Here is a 15645-nt window from a genome sequence, read left to right on the forward strand (position 1 = left end):
CATTGGCTCATGGAGGCCCGTACCGTTTCACCCCGCTCGGAGCACCCACGCGTCGCGTGCGGCTCCCCCCGCCCGGACGTGGCCCTGCTCCCGAAAGCGCACCTGCACCTGCACTTCACGGGCTCGATGCGGCACACGACGCTGGTGGAGCTCGCCGGCGTGCACGGCGTCCATCTGCCGGACGCGCTCGTCGAGGACTGGCCGCCCCGGCTGCACGCGACCGACGAGCGCGGCTGGTTCCGGTTCCAGCGCCTGTACGACATCGCCCGCTCGGTGCTGCGGACGCCGGACGACCTGCGCCGCCTGCTCCGCGAGACCGCCGAGGACGAGGCCGCCGAAGGCTCGGGCTGGCTGGAGATCCAGGTCGATCCGAGCGGCTACGCGGCGATGTTCGGCGGGCTGACCCCGACCGTCGAGCTGGTGCTGGACGCGGCCAGGCAGGCGGCGGAGGCGTCCGGCGTCGGCATCGGCGTGGTGATCGCGGCGAACCGGACCCGGCACCCGCTGGACGCGAAGACGCTCGCGCGGCTGGCGGTCCGGTACGCCGGCGAGGGCGTCGTCGGGTTCGGGCTGTCCAACGACGAGCGGCGGGGCCGGGCCTACGACTTCGAGGGCGCGTTCCGGATCGCGAAGCGCGGCGGGCTGCTGTCGGTCCCGCACGGCGGCGAGCTGCTCGGGCCGGCGAGCGTCCGGGAGTGCCTGGAGACGCTGCGGGCCGACCGGATCGGCCATGGCATCCGTGCGGCCGCCGACCCGCGGCTGGTCGCGGCGATCGCCGAGCGGGGCGTGACGCTGGAGGTCTGCCCGGCGTCGAACGTGAGCCTCGGGGTGGCGGCGACGGCGTCGGAGGTCCCCGTGCGGCGGCTGTACGAGGCGGGCGCGCCCATCGCGCTCGGCGCCGACGACCCGCTGCTGTTCGGGTCGCGGCTGGCCCGCCAGTACGACCTCGTCCGCGCGGAGCACGGTTTCTCCGACGCCGAGCTGGCGGAGCTGGCCCGCCAGTCGATCAGGGCCTCGGCGGCGCCCGACGACGTCCGGCGCCGGCTGCTGGCCGGCGTCGACGCCTGGCTCAACGACTGATCGGACGACGCTTCTACGCGGTTGCGCCTTCGATGAGGAGAAGGACGCCGAAGATCGCGAACCCGGCGGCCGCGCCGTACTTGATGACGCGCTCGGGGAGCTTGCGGCCGAGGATCTGACCGACCACGATGGCGAGCGCGTCGGCGGCGACCATGCCGATCGTCGAACCGGCCCACACGCCGGTCAGCGCGAGGAGCCCGCCGTTGTCGGCGGCGAGGGTGACGGTGGCCAGCATCGTCTTGTCGCCCAGCTCGGCCAGGAAGAACGCCCCGCCGACGGCCAGGATCGCCGAGCCGGTGGCGAGCCGGGCCTTGTCGCGTTCGGTGTCGTCCAGCTCGTCGCCGCGGAGCGTCCACAGCGCGAAGCCGATGAAGGCGAGACCGGCGAGGATCGAGATCGGGCCGGTCGGGAGCGCGGCGCCCAGCGCGGCGCCGACCGCGACGCTCGCCAGGTGGACGAGCGCGGTCGCGGCGGTGATGCCGATCAGCACCGGGAGCGCCCGGAAGCGGGTGGCGAAGGTCATGGCCATGAGCTGGCTCTTGTCGCCGAGCTCGGCGACGAAGATCACGGCCAGGCTGATGAGGAAGGCGGACACCGGTTCCCTCTCGCTCGGATGCCGAGCGGAGGGCGGGAGCTTCTGGAGCAGACGACCTCGGCCCGGCATTACTGCCAGGCCGAAGGTCTCGTCCGCCCGCCCCTGTCAGGGCCGGGCCCGCGTGACCGGGCGCCACAGGCGGCGCCAGTATGTCGATCAACGCGATTGGGACTACTCCCCCTCGACGTTTCGACGGTATCAAGCGCCGCCCATTGGCCCAATGTTCGAAACGTCACACCGGAGCCGGGCGACGGGGCGGGTCAGAGGGTCACGCCGATCAGGACGGGCTCGTTCACCAGCTCGACGCCGAACGCGTCGCGGACGCCGCCGCGGACCTCGCGGGCGAGGGCGAGCAGGTCGGCGGTGCTGGCGCCGCCCGGGTTGGTGAGGGCGAGGGTGTGCTTGGTGGAGATCCGCGCCGGTCCGAGGGTGTGGCCCTTGGCGAAGCCGGCGCGGTCGATGAGCCAGGCGGCGGACGTCTTGATCCGCCCGCCGGTCTCCGGGTAGCGGGGGAAGGCCGCGTCAGGTCCGAGGCGTTCGGCGACGCGGCGTTCCAGGTCGGCGAGCCGGTCCGGCTCCAGGATCGGGTTGGTGAAGAACGATCCGGCGCTGCGGGTGTCGGGGTCGGCGGCGTCCAGGACCATGCCCTTGCCGCGGCGCAGTTCGAGGACGGCGTCGCGCGCCTCCTTCAGCGTCACCCTGTCACCGGGCTGGACGCCGAGCCGTCTCGCCAGCTCCGCGTAGGCGATCGGCTGCGATTCCTCGGATTCGTGCAGCGCGTACGTCACGTCCAGGATGACGTACCGGTCGTGGCCCTTGAACGCGCTGTGCCGGTAGGTGAACCGGCATGCGTCGCGGTCGAGGGTGACGAGGGCGCGGGTGTGCCGGTCGTAGGCGCGGACCCCGACGACCGTCTCGCTGACATCCTGGCCGTAGGCGCCGACGTTCTGGATCGGGGTCGCGCCGACACGTCCGGGGATGCCGGACAGGCATTCGACACCGGACAGGCCGTCGGCGACGCAGCGGGCGACGAACGGGTCCCAGTCCTCGCCCGCCTGGACGCGGACGAGGACCCTGTCACCGTCGGCGCCGGCGCGCTCGGCGCCGCGGGTCCCGACGTGCACGACGGTGCCGGCGAAGCCCGCGTCGGACACGACCAGGTTGCTGCCGCCGCCGAGCACGAGGACGGGTTCGCCCGCGTCGTCGGCGTCGCGGATCGCGGTGACGAGCTCCGCCTCGGTCGTCGCCTCGACGAAGCGCCGGGCGGGACCGCCCAGCCGCAGCGTGGTGTACCCGGCCAGGTTCACCTCTTCAGCGAACACCGCCACGTCGACTTTCCTCCCCGTACCTGCCTGCCCCGCGTCCCTCAGGCCAGCCTGACGACCGCCTTCGCGCGCGTGAGGACCTTCTGGCCTTCCGACCTGGCGGTGAGCGCCACGACGACCTTGTTGTCGTCGAGTTTCTCCTCCACCACGCCGCTGATCTCCAGCGTCGCGCCGCCCTCGTCCGGGACGACGACCGGCGAGGAGAACCGTACCCCGTAGTCGACCACGGAGCCCGGGTCGCCGGCCCAGTCGGTGACGAACCGGCCGCCCTGGGCCATCGTGTACATGCCGTGTGCGATGACGTTCGGCAGCCCGACGGCCTTCGCGGCGGACTCGCGCCAGTGGATCGGGTTGAAGTCGCGGGACGCGCCCGCGTACATGACGAGGTCGGCGCGGTCGACCGGGAACGTCCGGGCGGGGATCTCGGTGCCGACCTCGACGTCGGCGTACTTCACGGTGGCGGTCATCTCAGGCACCTCGCTCCACGATCGTGTTGTACGACTTGCAGACCATCTCGCCCTCGACGGTCCTGACCTCGGTCTCGGCGGTGAGCTTCTCGTTGTTGCCGATCGACTTGATCTCGGTGATGGTCGTGGTGGTGATGACCACGTCGCCGGCGCGGAGCGGGCGGGTGTACTCGAACCGCTGCTCGCCGTGGACGACCATCGCGAAGTTGAGCCCGAGGTCGGGGTCGTTGAGGGCGGCGGCGCCGAAGGAGACGATGATCGGCAGGGTGGGCGGCGCGATCACGTCCGGATAGCCGGCCGCCTTGGCGGCCTCCTGGTCGTGGTAGATCGGGTTGTGGTCGCCGATGGCGTCCGCGAACTCCCGGATCTTCACCCGGCTCACCTCGTAGGGTTCGCTCGGCGGGAAGGTCCGCCCGATGAAATCACGGTTCAGTGCCATGCCGTGCCGTCCTCCAGGTCGCGCGGGGGGCTTCGGACGGACGGTAACAGAACAGCGTTCAGCCCGCCCTCGCGGGTCTCACTGGCAAGGACGGGCTGATCGGGTCGTGCAGGCGCGCAGGGAGCCGGTTGGCAGGTGCGCGGTGAAGCCAGGTGGCAAGCGGGCGAAAAGCCGGATGGCAGGTGGGTGAAGAAGTCGCTGCGTCGCGGGCGGTTGGCTCGCGCGACCGCCGGTTTTCACGGCGCGGACGGTGACTCGCGGGCGCGTGCGCTCTCGGGCGGCCGCGGCTCCGTCCGGGATCGGCTAGCGGGTCTCCCGGTGCGGACGGTGGGTCCGGCAGTTGGGGCAGTACTTCTTGATCTCCAGGCGGTCCGGGTCGTTGCGCCGGTTCTTCCGCGTGATGTAGTTGCGGTGCTTGCACTCCTGGCAGGCCAGCGTGATCTTCGGCCGGACGTCGGTGGCAGCCACGATGGAGTGCCTTTCTGAGCTGGGGACAAGGAACGTTCGGACGTCGGTCGCCCGGAGCGGGCGGCCGGCGGTTGGACCCAGGCCCGCTCACCCCCGGGACGGAGGTGAGAGACATGGGTAGTAGCGAGGGCCGGACTTGAACCGGCGACACAGCGATTATGAGCCGCTTGCTCTGCCTGACTGAGCTACCCCGCCGCGCTGGTCGGTGTGGACCGGAATGCAAGGATACCGGATGCTCACCGAACCCCGGAAACACGAAAACCCGGCTGATGATCGGGAATCGGTTTCGAGGGCTCCCCCGAACCGTGTCCCAGGTTACCGGCTGCGCCGATGACCTGCGAAACGTCGGACTGGAACCGGTGGGACGGTACCACAGCCCCCTGTATGGAGCGAATCCGGGCCAGTCGGGCCGCCCGGGCGGCCGGGAGACTCCTAGACGCAGCCGAGAGACTCCTAGGCGCGGCCGGGAAAGTCCTGGAACGACGAAGGCCGCCGTCCTGGTCGGATGGCGGCCGGAATGCCGTGAGCCCCTTTACGGAATCGAACCGTAGACCTTCTCCTTACCATGGAGACGCTCTGCCGACTGAGCTAAAGGGGCCTGCGCCGTTCGCGCAGTGAAACCATACACGCCCCGAGCAGATGGTGCGAACCGGTTTGGGCCCCGCACGGCACCCCCCGACCCGCCCATCAGAATGAGATTCGGCGATTTGGCGGGTATGCGTCCCCGCTGTGCGTCCGTCCGGTTCGCTGTGCCAGGGTGATCGACCATGGCTCTCAACCATCTCGCTGACCAGATCGTCCGGGCGGCGATCGTCGAGGACAGGACCTTCGGCGACCTCCTGCCGCAGCTCATGGAGGCGTCCCAGACCGCCTCCCCCGCCGACATGAGCGCCGCGATGCCCCGCCTCGCCGAGGGCATCGCCCAGGCGCCGCCGAACCTCGGCGGCTGGCTCGCCGTCCTGACCGGCGCCTGGATCGAGAACGGCGCCGACGCCGACTCGGCCGCCGGGCTGGCCGTCGTCGAGCGGATCACCGAGGTCACCTCCGGGGCGCTGGCGTTCGCCAACGCATGGGAGGAGGCCACCGGCGGCAAACCGCCCGACATGCAGGACGAGCAGCCGTCCCAGCAGGCCGTCGACACGGTCGGGCCCAAGCTCGAGGACGGCGCGGTCGGCGCGATGTTGGCGTGGTTCGCGCTGCCGCAGTACGTGATGGCGGGGTGCACGGTGCTGCAGAAATCGGCGTCCATCCGCGCCGGGCTGACCGACCGCGACCTGCACGCCCGCACCGCGGGGCAGGCCGTCCAGTACCTCGGGCAGATGGACCACTACCACGCGCTGCTGCGCGTCCTGGACGGCGAGAACCTCCTCGTCCTCGACCGTGCGAGCGGCAAGGGCTGGACGGTCACCATCGGCGGCATCGGCGACAACTTCCAGCTGCACGTCCTGCTCGCCGGCGCCCTCATCGGACGCCCGGACGGCCTGACCGGGGACCGTCCCGCCCCCGAGATCCTCGCCTGCTTCCTGAACGCCGACGTCCCGCCCGGGCCGCCCATCGTCTCCAGCCCCTGGAACCTGGTCGACGCCCACGGCGAATGGATCTGGAACGAGGGCGTGCCCGCCGACATCCCGGTCGTCAACGGCACCCGCGTCGTCGTGCTCGACCCGCCGTCCTACGAGCGGACCTTCCCGGCGGGACGCCGCTTCCCGATGATGCCCGCCACCATCCGCGTCGACGGCGCGCACCTCCCCGAACACCTCGGCGACTGGTGGCCCCACATCCCGCCCGCCAAGCACTGAGGGTCAGAACCGGACCAGGACCGCGGTGGCGTCGTCGTAGCGCTTCCCTCGGGGGCCGTCCGCCGACGCCTCCGCCTCCCTGGTCCTTCTGACCAGTTCGCGCGGGCCTTCCTCGTCCAGCAGCCGGAGCAGGTCGTCCCACCCCATCTGCCCGAACCGCTCCACCAGCCTGGACGCGCCGTCGCTGAGCACCGCCGCCCGCCGCAGCCCCTCCACCGGCACCTCACCGGTCAGCCCCTCGTACGCGGCCTCCGGTTTCGTGCTGGCCACCCAGAACCCGCCCGGGCTGTTCCGCGACCTCCGGACGCCTTCGAGCGTGTAGCTGGGCAGATGATCGACACGGTCGTCGCGGAAGACCCGGATCTCGCCGACGTCCATCACGATCGGCGAATCGGCCAGCACGAACCACTCCACCGCCTCCCCGCTGCGCCGCAGCAGCGACACCGTCGCGGACGGGCTGTCCGGGTTCTCCAGATCGCAGGTCCTCGTGTGCGCCTCCCCGGTCACCTTGATCGCCTCGGCCACCAGGTCGGGCAGCGGCTTGCCGTCCTCTAGGGCCAGCAGCGCCGCGATCCGCCCGCCCAGCCTCCGCACCAGCCACGCCGGGTCGTGCCGGCAGCCGCTGTCCACCCCCACGGGCGCCGTCGCCCCGTCCAGCAGCACGACCCACCCCGGCCCCGCCGCGACGAAGTCCTCGTTCTCCCGTCCCGGAGTCGCCTCACTCACATAACTCACCTGCACAGATGCAGGTCTACCCGCTGAACCGGCCCGGCGGGGACAGGTAGACCAAACCCTCACCCCGCGTCCCGCCAACCTGCCCCGCTCCGGTATTGACGAACGCCGCCCCGCAGACACTGAAGGATGTCGGCCCCGTCCAAGCAACGCCTGATCGACGAACTGGCGGCTGGTGACCAGCGCAAGACGGCTCGTCCGGCGAAATCAGTTTTGGGTTTCGGTGAGGGCGTTGACCAGGGCTGTCGGGTCGTCGGTGAAGAAGCGGACCGTCCGTACCGTGACCCGCTTGCCCAGAGGGCGGACGGCCACGATCGGCTCGCTCAGCTCGACGACGACATTCGTCTGGGACGCGACCGCCACCGACAACCGCTCGTCCTCCACCCTGACCATGCCGCTCTCGTTGAAGTTCCGCGCCACCCGGACCGACGAGAGCAGGTCGCGTGGCACGCGCAGGTCGAAGAAGGCCCCGTACCGGACGCGCAGTTCGTCGTCCGACAGCACATGCGGCCGGGTCACGCAGGCGGCGATGATCGCCACCACGACCAGGATCGAGTACAGGTCGACCACCAGGACCAGCGAGCGCACACCCTCGGCCGCGCCGACTCCGCGCAACAGCATTTCGGCGACGGCGGCCTCCACGACCATCGCGAACAGAAACGCCAGCTGCAGGGTGAGCTGCCCGCCCGCGTACGGGAGGCCCACGGCGCCCGGCGGTACCCCGTGCCGCCGGCGCACCACCAGGAGCACGACGCTGACCAGGCCCTTCATGTCGAACGCCATGATCCGGCGGACCCGCTCCGGGACAAGCCGATTGACGCTGCGGAGGGCGTCGCCCCAGCCGGCGCCGTCCCGCCGCCGCTCCCACACCAGCCGGCCGGCGGCGATGGCCTCCAGCGCGATCACCGCCGTGACCAGGGCCTCCCCGGTCACCACCACGAGGCGCGGCAGCGGCACGCCCGCCACGAGAAGCACCGCGAAGATCACCTCGGCCGGCACCACCGCGTACAGGGCGGCCCGCGCGACGGTCAGCACGGCCTGTCCTGCAGCATCTTCAGGACCAGCCGGAAGACTTCGGCCTGCGCGGGGGACATCTCGTCCAGCCACTCGCTGCTCGCCTCTTCGGTGACCATGAGGCTCGCCAGGTCTTCTGGGAGAAGGTCAACGATGTCCTTGGCGATTCCGGGGATTCCGGGGTCGTCCGTCGCCGCATCGGCGATCTCGTCGAGCCGCGCGTAGATCCGTTCCGCCCGCGCCGCCGCTCCCGGTTCCGTCAGCGGCCGCAGCATCGCCGCGAAACCGGGCCCCGCCGCGGTCTCGACAAGCGCGAGCATCCCCCGGTCGGCGTCGGCGAACCCCGAGTCGCCCGGCAGGACGCGCAGGATGTCCGCCATTTCCGGCGACACCGCCGAGTCGGCGTCCAGTTCCGCGTCCGCCAGCAACACGGCGAGCCGCGCTCTGCGCGTCCGGATCGTCTCCTGCTGCCTGGCCAGGTCCGCGTCCAGCTCGGCCAATATTTCACGCAGCTCCCGGCCTTGCTCGTCGGCGAGGACGTCCTTGATCTCGTCCAGCGTGAGCCCGAGCTCCGCCAGCCTCCGGACCCGGGCGAGGACGACGGCGTCCCGCAGCCGGTACTCCCGGTACCCGTTCGCCAGCCGCTCGGGCTCGGGCAGCAACCCCAGATGGTGGTAATGCCGCACGGTCCGGGTGGACACCCCGACCAGCGCGGCCAGTTCGCCGATCCGCATGCCTCCATGACACACGTTGACGCAACGTGAAGGTCAAGGTCGCGGACTGCGCCCGCGTCAGCGATTCGCTGCGGGTGTGCGCTGTGGGCCCTGGTTCAGTCCGGGACGCCGAACAGGTCCTTCAAGTGGTCGGCGTACTGCTGGAGTGATCGTGTTGTGGGGTGCTGCGTGCCTAGCGCGGCCAGTGCGCATTGCTGGGCTCGGGTGATCGCTGCGAGCGATTCGACGGCTCGGCCCAGATCGCGGTAGGTGGCCGCCAGGTTGCCCAGCCCGATGGCGACGTCGGGGTGGTCGGGGCCTAGCGCCGCCTCGGCGATGGCCAGCGCTCGCTGATCCAACGGCAACGCCTCGGTGGCCCGTCCCAGCGCGCGGTGGGTTGCGGCCAGGTTCCCTAGCCGGGTGGCGACGTCGGGGTGGTCGGGGCCCAGCGCGGCCTCGGCGATGGTGGCCGCGGTGGAGAGCACGGAGTTGGCGCGTTGATACTCGCCCTGCGCGATGAGGAACAGTCCCGTCTGGTCGAGCACGTGGCTGAGCTGCTCCGACGGGCGGGACGAGGCGAGCGCGGCGGCGATCGCTTCCACATGGACGACCAGGGATCGCCAGACAGGCCAACCGGTCACATCGGAGTCGGGGTCGCCGGGAAGGGTCGTCTGGAGCCAGCCGAGGGCGAGGTCACGGACCGCGCCGTGTGCGTGATCTTCGCTGGAGTCCTTGGCCCGGGTCAGGACGGCGGCTCGGGTGAGGCGGTGCATAACCACCACCTCGTCGGTCAGGTCGATCATGCTGTGGGAGGCCAGGACGCCCAACGCCGCGTCCGCGGCTTCGGTGGCCTCCTCGTCCCCGCCTCCGAGCATCAGCCGGGGGACGTCCGAAGGCGCGTACTGCGCCAGTACCCAAGCGAGTTCGGCCGCCTCCGGGGCCTGCTCTTGGAGGGTTTCCAGGGTGATGTCCCACAGGCGGGCGATGGTGGCCTGGGCCTTGTCGCCGTCGGCGGCCTTGGCGTGGTAGCGGGCCGGACGCTCTTGCAGGCGCCTCAGATAGCGTCCCAACGTGATGCGGGTCTGACGGATGTAGGCGGCGGCCTGGTCCAGCGCCAAGGGCAGATAGCCGAGTTCCTCGGCGATCAATGCGGCCGTCTGCCGGTCGTGCGGGGTGGTGCGCCCGGTGATGGTGGTGATCAGTTCGGCGGCCGGCCCCGGGTCGAGCAACCCCAGCCGCAGGGTGCGCGTGGTGCCGGGCCAGCGCACGTCCCGGCGACTGGTGATCAGCGCGTGCCCGCCCTCCAAGCGTCCTAACAGCTCGTCGACGTGGGTCGGGTCGGTGACGTTGTCCAACAGCAGCAACCATCCCGGATGCGCCCGCAACCAGCCGACCGCCCACGCGGCGGCGTCCTCGGTGGTCGCCGCCCGCGCGGCGTCCTGAACCAGATGATGGGTCAACTCCGCCAACCCGGCCTCGACCTGCTGCGGGCTCTCGGCGGTCACCCACCACACCGCCTCGTACCGCGTCCGGGACCGGTGGGCGTACTGCAACGCCATCTCCGACTTGCCCACGCCGCCCATGCCGTACAGGGCCTGCGTCACCACCACCGTCTCACCGGCGGTGGCCAGCACCTGTTCAAGCCGCTGGTAGTCGTCGTGGCGGCCGAGGAACACCGGCGTGGCCGGGCGCGGCAATCCGACTATCCGCGCGGCGGGCCGTACCGTCTCCGGCGCCGGGAGCGACACCGCGGCCTGCGTGATCTCATCACCGGTCTTGACGCTGCCGAAGTTGACACCGACCCCTGGCGACCGGGCCCCTGACGTCTGAAGGTCGGCGGCAAGTGAGGAACCGACCCGCTGCCCGGCTTCCGCGGTGTCGTCGATCATGGCGACTCACTGCGGGAAGGTGTGGCCATCGCCGGTGGCGATGATGCCGTGGTTGGCGTACACCGCCGGGGACCGCTCCCCGGACGTCAGGACGCGCGCCCACGTGCTGTGCGCGTCCTGGACCCACCGCTGGACCTGCGCAGCCAGCTCGGCATCGGCGGCCAGGGCCTTCCGGATGGCCTGGCGCAAGGCGGCCGGGTCGTCGGGGTCGTCGATCACACCGGCCAGCGGCTCGGGGATCGCCTCGCCCTCCGCGCGGACACCGAAGATCCGCTGGGCCAGCCGCTGCCCGAACCTCACCGTGGCGTCGGCCGCCTGGTCCTGCGTGCGCGCCAGCACCGCGACCCCGTAGGCGCCCGCTGCCATGGTCACGTACTGCGTTACATCCCCGGCTAACTGCACCAGATCCCCAGACATCCCTGCACTCTCCACTAAACGATCATTTGTGACCGCATGGCCACCGACCGTCACAGGAGGCTAGACGCACCACTCCAACTCTCGGACGTAAACACAGAAACCGGTACACCCACCCGCGTCCCCCGCTCAGCGGCCCGTCCAAACCTGCACCGGCCACCGACGCTCCGGGGTGCTCATTCGCGCGAACGCCGCGCCGCCGAGCCCGCGCGCCTGCTGATCAGACGACGACCGAGGCGACGAAGGCATCCAGGTTCGCCCTGATGCGCGCCACCTTCTCCTCAAGGGGGACGCCGTCGTCGTGGCCGTCGCTCAGGAGGGTCTGCTTCCTGCCCCGCACGTATAGGGAGCAAGCCAAGTCAGTGCACAAATACTGCCCGACGGTGTTGCCCCGCTTGCCGGCCTCACCGCTGCGCCGCGCGCTCATCAACGCGACACCGCCGCCGGTGTGCACGGTCTGGCAGAACGAGCAGAGGCTGGTCGAGTTGAACCCGCGAGCCTTGCCGGGTGTGGACGCCAGTCGCAGCGCGATCCCGGTGAGCCGCCCGCCCGTCTCGGCGACCAGATAGGCGCGCTCGGGCGCCTTTGGGTCTCGCCAGCCGAGGAAGTCAAGGTCGTCCCAGGGCGACTGGGCGAAATCCTTGGGGAGGTTGAGGCGCTTGGCGTCGCCCTTGGAGCAGTTGACGAAGCATGACCGCAGGTCGTGCTCTGTAATCGCTCGCATGAGTTGCGAGCCTAGGTTCGCATTCGCAGCACAGGCAAAGGGTTATCGGCCTGCCGGAAGCAGGGAGCAGCCGACGCCGTGGACAGCCTCCGTCTCAAGCGTCGAGGGGGTTACCGCCTCAGGCGCCGTGGTGCCCCCATCGTGCGGGAGCTCGCTCAGGCCGTCCACCACGCATTGCCTGTACGCGAGGAGGAACTGCCGGCCGACGCGGCGTAGAACCGGGCGCGTCGGCTCTGGGTGAGCGCCTGTCAGGCGGCACGCGCTAGCGCTCGACCTACTGGTGAAGGGCAAGCGAGACGTCCACACAGGTTCACAAGCGTGCCAGCGCTGGCAGCTGCGGGCCCGCACACGCCGGAACCGTCAGGTGTGCCCCGGCAGGGGTGCCGCCCCGGCGTCGGCCAAGTCGCGAGCGATTTTGGCCAGGTTGACGCCACGCGCGACCAGCAGGGCGCCGAAGATGACGGGGGCCAGGCCCGAGGGAAGGGCATCCGCCCCCGACATCGCGACGATGGACACCGCAGACACGGCAGGAGGAACCACACCAACGGTGATGTAGACCCAGCCGATGACCCGGAGCCGCGCGGCGGAGACCCCGCCACGCAGCGCCCGGGGCAGCATCAGCAGCCACATCGAGCCGATCGTCAGCGGGATCACGACCAGAAAGCCGGTTCCGAAGATCACGGCCATGCCATCGTCCCCGCCCAAATTGGTGGGAACGAACGCCAGGAAGAAGACGCCGACGCTCACTAGGGCGAATGAGGTCGGCAGCGCGAAGGGGAACCGGACCCCGGCCTGGCCGAGATCCGCGGTCATCTGCGCCGGTGCGTACGCGGAGGCGGGCAGGGCCTGCGGGGTGCTGGCGTCCACCCGGCGAGCCAGCCGCAGCAACCACGCCGCCACCCAGCCCAGCACGGCCGCCACCGGGACGGCTCCTAGCGTGACCTGCAGCATTACCGTCACCGCACTGTCATGATCGTCGGCCACGATGCCGAGGGCGACCAGGCTGTTGATCCCGGCCGCGATCAGGCCACCGCCGACGCCCACGACCGCCGCCGTGGCGGCGAGCACGGTGTAGGCGCGCGCCGCCCGCCAGATCGCCGCGGCGGGCAGGGCGCCGCCCGCATAGCGCCGCCACGCCGCACCCGGCGGCCAAGCCGCCACCAGCCGAACTCGGGCATCGCGAGTGACCAAACCCGCGTCAGTCACCTCCATCCCCGACGGCAGCTCCCACGCCCTGCTGTCCTTCAGTAGCGCCACACCCATCTCCTCCCGGACGACGACGACCAAGGTCTCGTGAATCGATCACGACCGGCGAACTCGACGTACTCCGACCAAACACCGAACCACCTGCCGCCTTCGTAAAGATCAGCCGACCAGACGCCGTAGTTTCCAGGCAGCAGCCGTGAACAGGCCGAACGCAATGACCGGGAGGATGAACGACGGCAATGCGTCGACGACATCGTCGGAGTACGGCCCGAGCGGCCCCACGCGCACCAAGATGGATTTTCTTTCGTCGCCGTGGGACACCCCGGAGATGTGTCCGGCCCCTGGCTCTCCGCTGGCGGTACGCCACGTGCCCTTGCAGTCGGTCCCTGTGCTGATGCCCTCGCAGTCGGCCACCCAGGCCGTGCCGCGCTCGCCGAACACAAGCGTGTAAATGACCAGCACGGGATGCCAGCCGACGAGCACGATGACCGAGAAGAGTACCGTCGCCACAGCGACTTTCGATCGAGTCACAAAGCTGCACGATATATGCATCGCCCGCCTGAAACATCGCGATTCACGAAGGTCCAGAATCGAAATGGGACCTCAGTTCAACCCGCTTCTAGACAGCCTGAGAGCTGATCGCCCTCTTCAGGCAAGCAACGACTGGGACACAGCAAACCGGCACTGATCAAAGTCCTGACCGACGTCAGAAGGGGCGAGCGCCGGGCTGCATCGTCCCGAACGGCAGCCTCCGCGTTCGTCGGCGTGACTTCGACCGCTGCCTCTGGGCCCACGAGGACGCCGACCATGCCCTTCTCCCTCTTCATTCAGTAGATCGCGCCATGGCGTCCGCGACCAGCTGTGACATCTGGTGCAGGCGCCGCCAGTAAGGCGGGTCGTCTGCCTCGTCCAGGCAGGGCAGAACCTGGTCCAGCCGATCGATGTTGACGAGCAGGGTGCGGTGGCGGCGTTCGTCGAGAGAGCCGCCGTGCGTCAGCCAGGTCCAAACACAACCGGAGGGGTCCGCGTCGAGCATCACCATGTCGAAGCCTGCTCGGTCCGCGCCATTCAGTCGTGCGGGGAAAGGCGCACTCACGTGTTCCCGCCACAGGCGCGCCACAGCCTCATATTCAGGAGGACTGGTGGGACGCGCCTCCGGAGGCGCCCACCTATTAATGATGGAAGCAGCCATACCAGTGCTCCTCATGGGTCTGGGTTACCCCTCGGGAGGCCCACCCTATTACGTCCATTACGGCTCGAACTTGTAGCTCGTGCTTGCGGGCTCGACCTGTAGACCCCGAGCTGGGGGCTCTTGGTCTGGCGCCGTCAACCAGCAACGGCGTATATGCGAATTACCTGAGCCAGAAAGCGATAACTAGCTATCCGGTGGACGGACAGCGGCAAGCCTCCCGATCGGCAACCGCTCACAGCATCGGGCACCCGGCGAGACTCGGCCCGTACCAATCCATTCCGAGCTCGTCACGCTCCTGTGCCACCACGTGAGGCGTTCATCTTCCCCGGTGGGTGGACGGCTGTTATTGGGCCCCGCGGCGGGATCACGACTGGCAGGACGTACCTCTGGGTCTGGCGCAGGGCCAGAGAGGCGGCGTTGAGCGAACGAGAGACGGCCGTTGGCGGTCAGAGGCGGTGGGTGCAATGAGAACAGCCCCGGACCGGGTTGCTCCTGGTCAGGGGCTGTTTTCGGTGGTGTGGCGGGTGCAGGGTTCGAACCTGCGTAGGCTAAGCCGACGGATTTACAGTCCGCTCCCATTGGCCACTCGGGCAACCCGCCGTGGCGTCGCTGTCGCGACGGCACTGGAAAGGATAGCGGACGGTGGGAGCGGGTGTGACATCGGGCTTGATCTCCGGGCGCTAGGCTCTCTGGATCGTGAACCGCGCTGGTTAGGGGATGTGTGCGATGGCCGACAGCTCTTTTGACATCGTCAGCAAGCTCGACCGGCAGGAGGTCGACAACGCGTTGAACCAGGCCGCCAAGGAGGTGGCGAACCGGTTCGACTTCAGGAACGTGGACGCGGGGATCAAGTGGTCGGGGGAGTCGATCGAGATCCAGGCGAACACGGAGGAGCGGGCGAACGCGGTGCTGGACGTGTTCAAGGACAAGCTCGTGAAGCGGGGGATCTCGCTGAAGGCGATCGACGCGGGCGAGCCGAAGCTCTCGGGGAAGGTGCACCGGCTGGGGGTGGCCCTGAAGGAGGGCATCGCCCAGGAGGACGCCAAGAAGATCGGCAAGATCATCCGGGACGAGGGGCCCAAGGGCGTCAAGGCGCAGATCCAGGGGGACGAGCTGCGGGTCAGCTCGAAGAAGAAGGACGATCTGCAGGACGTCATCACGCTGCTGAAGGGCAAGGACCTGGATGTTGCGCTGCAGTTCGTGAACTACAGGTAGTCGCCCGCATACAGGGAGCGCGCCGGCCCCATCCCCCGCAGAAGTGGCCGGCGCGCTCTCGTGTGTTATGACGCCGCTGACTCCGGGATGGTTCGGTCGAATTCATCCAGTTTTTTGGCGAGGTCGGTGAGGTCGAGGTCCAGGACGCGGGCCAGGGACGCGACGGTGTAGAACGCGGGGACGGCGATGGCGCCGCGTTCGATCTTGCGGAGGGTGTCGAGGGAGATGCCGGCCTCGGCGGCGACGGCGGCGGCCGGACGGGGACCGCGGGCGGCGCGGAGGATCTGGCCTAGGGCCTTGCCGCGGTCGCGCTGTTCGTCGGTGAGCGGGGTACGGACCATGCGAGCATTGTAATACTGGTATTAAAATATTC

The 15645-nt window shown here is 69.8% G+C and carries 18 protein-coding genes and 3 tRNA genes; 3 read left to right on the plus strand and 18 right to left on the minus strand.

Annotated elements, in window-relative coordinates; genetic code table 11:
* Positions 1-9 precede the first annotated feature (9 nt).
* Entirely contained in the window at positions 10-1080 is a 1071-nt protein-coding gene (locus ACH34S_RS05650; RefSeq protein WP_395951275.1) for an adenosine deaminase, read from the plus strand.
* 13 nt (positions 1081-1093) lie between these two features.
* On the opposite strand, the gene ACH34S_RS05655 is transcribed toward ACH34S_RS05650, so the two are convergent.
* From ACH34S_RS05655 to ACH34S_RS05685, 7 genes are all read right to left on the minus strand, one after another.
* Positions 1094-1675, minus strand: coding sequence for a TMEM165/GDT1 family protein (locus ACH34S_RS05655; RefSeq protein ID WP_395951276.1), 582 nt, complete (start codon positions 1673-1675; stop codon positions 1094-1096).
* Between the two features lie 260 nt (positions 1676-1935).
* Entirely contained in the window at positions 1936-3003 is a 1068-nt protein-coding gene (locus tag ACH34S_RS05660) for a UDP-N-acetylmuramate dehydrogenase (protein ID WP_395951277.1), read from the minus strand.
* Positions 3004-3041: 38 nt separating this feature from the next.
* A complete protein-coding gene (locus ACH34S_RS05665; protein ID WP_395951278.1) occupies positions 3042-3467 on the minus strand; it encodes a MaoC/PaaZ C-terminal domain-containing protein in 426 nt (141 codons plus the stop codon).
* A gap of 1 nt (position 3468) precedes the next feature.
* Positions 3469-3906 carry a MaoC family dehydratase N-terminal domain-containing protein gene (locus ACH34S_RS05670; protein ID WP_395951279.1) on the minus strand — a complete coding sequence of 146 codons (438 nt, stop codon included), beginning with the start codon at positions 3904-3906 and terminating at the stop codon, positions 3469-3471.
* Positions 3907-4209: 303 nt separating this feature from the next.
* The gene (rpmG, locus tag ACH34S_RS05675) at positions 4210-4374 is read right to left on the minus strand and encodes a 50S ribosomal protein L33 (RefSeq protein WP_026404241.1); all 165 of its coding nucleotides are present in this window, start codon (positions 4372-4374) and stop codon (positions 4210-4212) included.
* A gap of 121 nt (positions 4375-4495) precedes the next feature.
* Positions 4496-4569: transfer RNA gene (locus tag ACH34S_RS05680), tRNA-Met, on the minus strand.
* Positions 4570-4899: 330 nt separating this feature from the next.
* Positions 4900-4972: transfer RNA gene (locus ACH34S_RS05685), tRNA-Thr, on the minus strand.
* Between the two features lie 169 nt (positions 4973-5141).
* Between ACH34S_RS05685 and ACH34S_RS05690 the strand changes: the two genes are divergently transcribed.
* Positions 5142-6173, plus strand: a complete 1032-nt coding sequence (locus ACH34S_RS05690; RefSeq protein WP_395951280.1) for a hypothetical protein — start codon at positions 5142-5144, stop codon at positions 6171-6173.
* Positions 6174-6176: 3 nt separating this feature from the next.
* On the opposite strand, the gene ACH34S_RS05695 is transcribed toward ACH34S_RS05690, so the two are convergent.
* The 10 genes from ACH34S_RS05695 to ACH34S_RS05740 form a co-directional block, all read right to left on the minus strand.
* Entirely contained in the window at positions 6177-6899 is a 723-nt protein-coding gene (locus ACH34S_RS05695) for a hypothetical protein (RefSeq protein ID WP_395951281.1), read from the minus strand.
* Between the two features lie 213 nt (positions 6900-7112).
* Positions 7113-7940: a hypothetical protein gene (locus ACH34S_RS05700; protein WP_395951282.1), complete on the minus strand. Its 828-nt coding sequence runs from the start codon at positions 7938-7940 to the stop codon at positions 7113-7115.
* Positions 7934-8653, minus strand: a complete 720-nt coding sequence (locus ACH34S_RS05705; protein ID WP_395951283.1) for a MerR family transcriptional regulator — start codon at positions 8651-8653, stop codon at positions 7934-7936. The genes ACH34S_RS05700 and ACH34S_RS05705 overlap by 7 nt, the downstream gene beginning before the upstream one ends.
* A 95-nt stretch (positions 8654-8748) precedes the next feature.
* A complete protein-coding gene (locus tag ACH34S_RS05710; protein WP_395951284.1) occupies positions 8749-10521 on the minus strand; it encodes a tetratricopeptide repeat protein in 1773 nt (590 codons plus the stop codon).
* A 6-nt stretch (positions 10522-10527) separates the two neighbouring features.
* A complete protein-coding gene (locus ACH34S_RS05715; RefSeq protein WP_395951285.1) occupies positions 10528-10893 on the minus strand; it encodes a hypothetical protein in 366 nt (121 codons plus the stop codon).
* A gap of 262 nt (positions 10894-11155) precedes the next feature.
* Positions 11156-11659: an FBP domain-containing protein gene (locus tag ACH34S_RS05720; RefSeq protein WP_395951286.1), complete on the minus strand. Its 504-nt coding sequence runs from the start codon at positions 11657-11659 to the stop codon at positions 11156-11158.
* Positions 11660-12019: 360 nt separating this feature from the next.
* Positions 12020-12916: a hypothetical protein gene (locus ACH34S_RS05725; protein ID WP_395951287.1), complete on the minus strand. Its 897-nt coding sequence runs from the start codon at positions 12914-12916 to the stop codon at positions 12020-12022.
* A 108-nt stretch (positions 12917-13024) separates the two neighbouring features.
* Positions 13025-13375: a hypothetical protein gene (locus tag ACH34S_RS05730; RefSeq protein ID WP_395951288.1), complete on the minus strand. Its 351-nt coding sequence runs from the start codon at positions 13373-13375 to the stop codon at positions 13025-13027.
* A gap of 313 nt (positions 13376-13688) precedes the next feature.
* On the minus strand, positions 13689-14057 hold the full coding sequence (locus ACH34S_RS05735; protein ID WP_395951289.1) for a hypothetical protein: 369 nt from the start codon (positions 14055-14057) through the stop codon (positions 13689-13691).
* Positions 14058-14575: 518 nt separating this feature from the next.
* Positions 14576-14657: transfer RNA gene (locus ACH34S_RS05740), tRNA-Tyr, on the minus strand.
* A 126-nt stretch (positions 14658-14783) separates the two neighbouring features.
* Between ACH34S_RS05740 and ACH34S_RS05745 the strand changes: the two genes are divergently transcribed.
* Positions 14784-15272, plus strand: a complete 489-nt coding sequence (locus ACH34S_RS05745) for a YajQ family cyclic di-GMP-binding protein (RefSeq protein ID WP_395951290.1) — start codon at positions 14784-14786, stop codon at positions 15270-15272.
* Between the two features lie 65 nt (positions 15273-15337).
* Here ACH34S_RS05745 and ACH34S_RS05750 read toward each other — a convergent pair whose 3' ends face one another.
* A complete protein-coding gene (locus tag ACH34S_RS05750) occupies positions 15338-15613 on the minus strand; it encodes a helix-turn-helix domain-containing protein (RefSeq protein WP_132181232.1) in 276 nt (91 codons plus the stop codon).
* Between the last annotated feature and the right edge of the window lie 32 nt (positions 15614-15645).

The sequence above is a fragment of the Actinomadura sp. 3N508 genome (genome assembly GCF_044326375.1).
GTDB lineage: Bacteria > Actinomycetota > Actinomycetes > Streptosporangiales > Streptosporangiaceae > Spirillospora.

What these genes read in the sequence shown, in the direction of transcription:
- ACH34S_RS05665 (WP_395951278.1), bottom strand. Translation starts at nt 3,467, where the DNA reads ATGACCGCCACCGTGAAGTACGCCGACGTCGAGGTCGGCACCGAGATC.
- ACH34S_RS05705 (WP_395951283.1), bottom strand. Translation starts at nt 8,653, where the DNA reads ATGCGGATCGGCGAACTGGCCGCGCTGGTCGGGGTGTCCACCCGGACC.
- ACH34S_RS05670 (WP_395951279.1), bottom strand. Translation starts at nt 3,906, where the DNA reads ATGGCACTGAACCGTGATTTCATCGGGCGGACCTTCCCGCCGAGCGAA.
- ACH34S_RS05650 (WP_395951275.1), top strand. Translation starts at nt 10, where the DNA reads ATGGAGGCCCGTACCGTTTCACCCCGCTCGGAGCACCCACGCGTCGCG.
- ACH34S_RS05745 (WP_395951290.1), top strand. Translation starts at nt 14,784, where the DNA reads ATGGCCGACAGCTCTTTTGACATCGTCAGCAAGCTCGACCGGCAGGAG.
- ACH34S_RS05750 (WP_132181232.1), bottom strand. Translation starts at nt 15,613, where the DNA reads ATGGTCCGTACCCCGCTCACCGACGAACAGCGCGACCGCGGCAAGGCC.
- ACH34S_RS05735 (WP_395951289.1), bottom strand. Translation starts at nt 14,057, where the DNA reads ATGGCTGCTTCCATCATTAATAGGTGGGCGCCTCCGGAGGCGCGTCCC.
- ACH34S_RS05710 (WP_395951284.1), bottom strand. Translation starts at nt 10,521, where the DNA reads ATGATCGACGACACCGCGGAAGCCGGGCAGCGGGTCGGTTCCTCACTT.
- ACH34S_RS05720 (WP_395951286.1), bottom strand. Translation starts at nt 11,659, where the DNA reads ATGCGAGCGATTACAGAGCACGACCTGCGGTCATGCTTCGTCAACTGC.
- ACH34S_RS05690 (WP_395951280.1), top strand. Translation starts at nt 5,142, where the DNA reads ATGGCTCTCAACCATCTCGCTGACCAGATCGTCCGGGCGGCGATCGTC.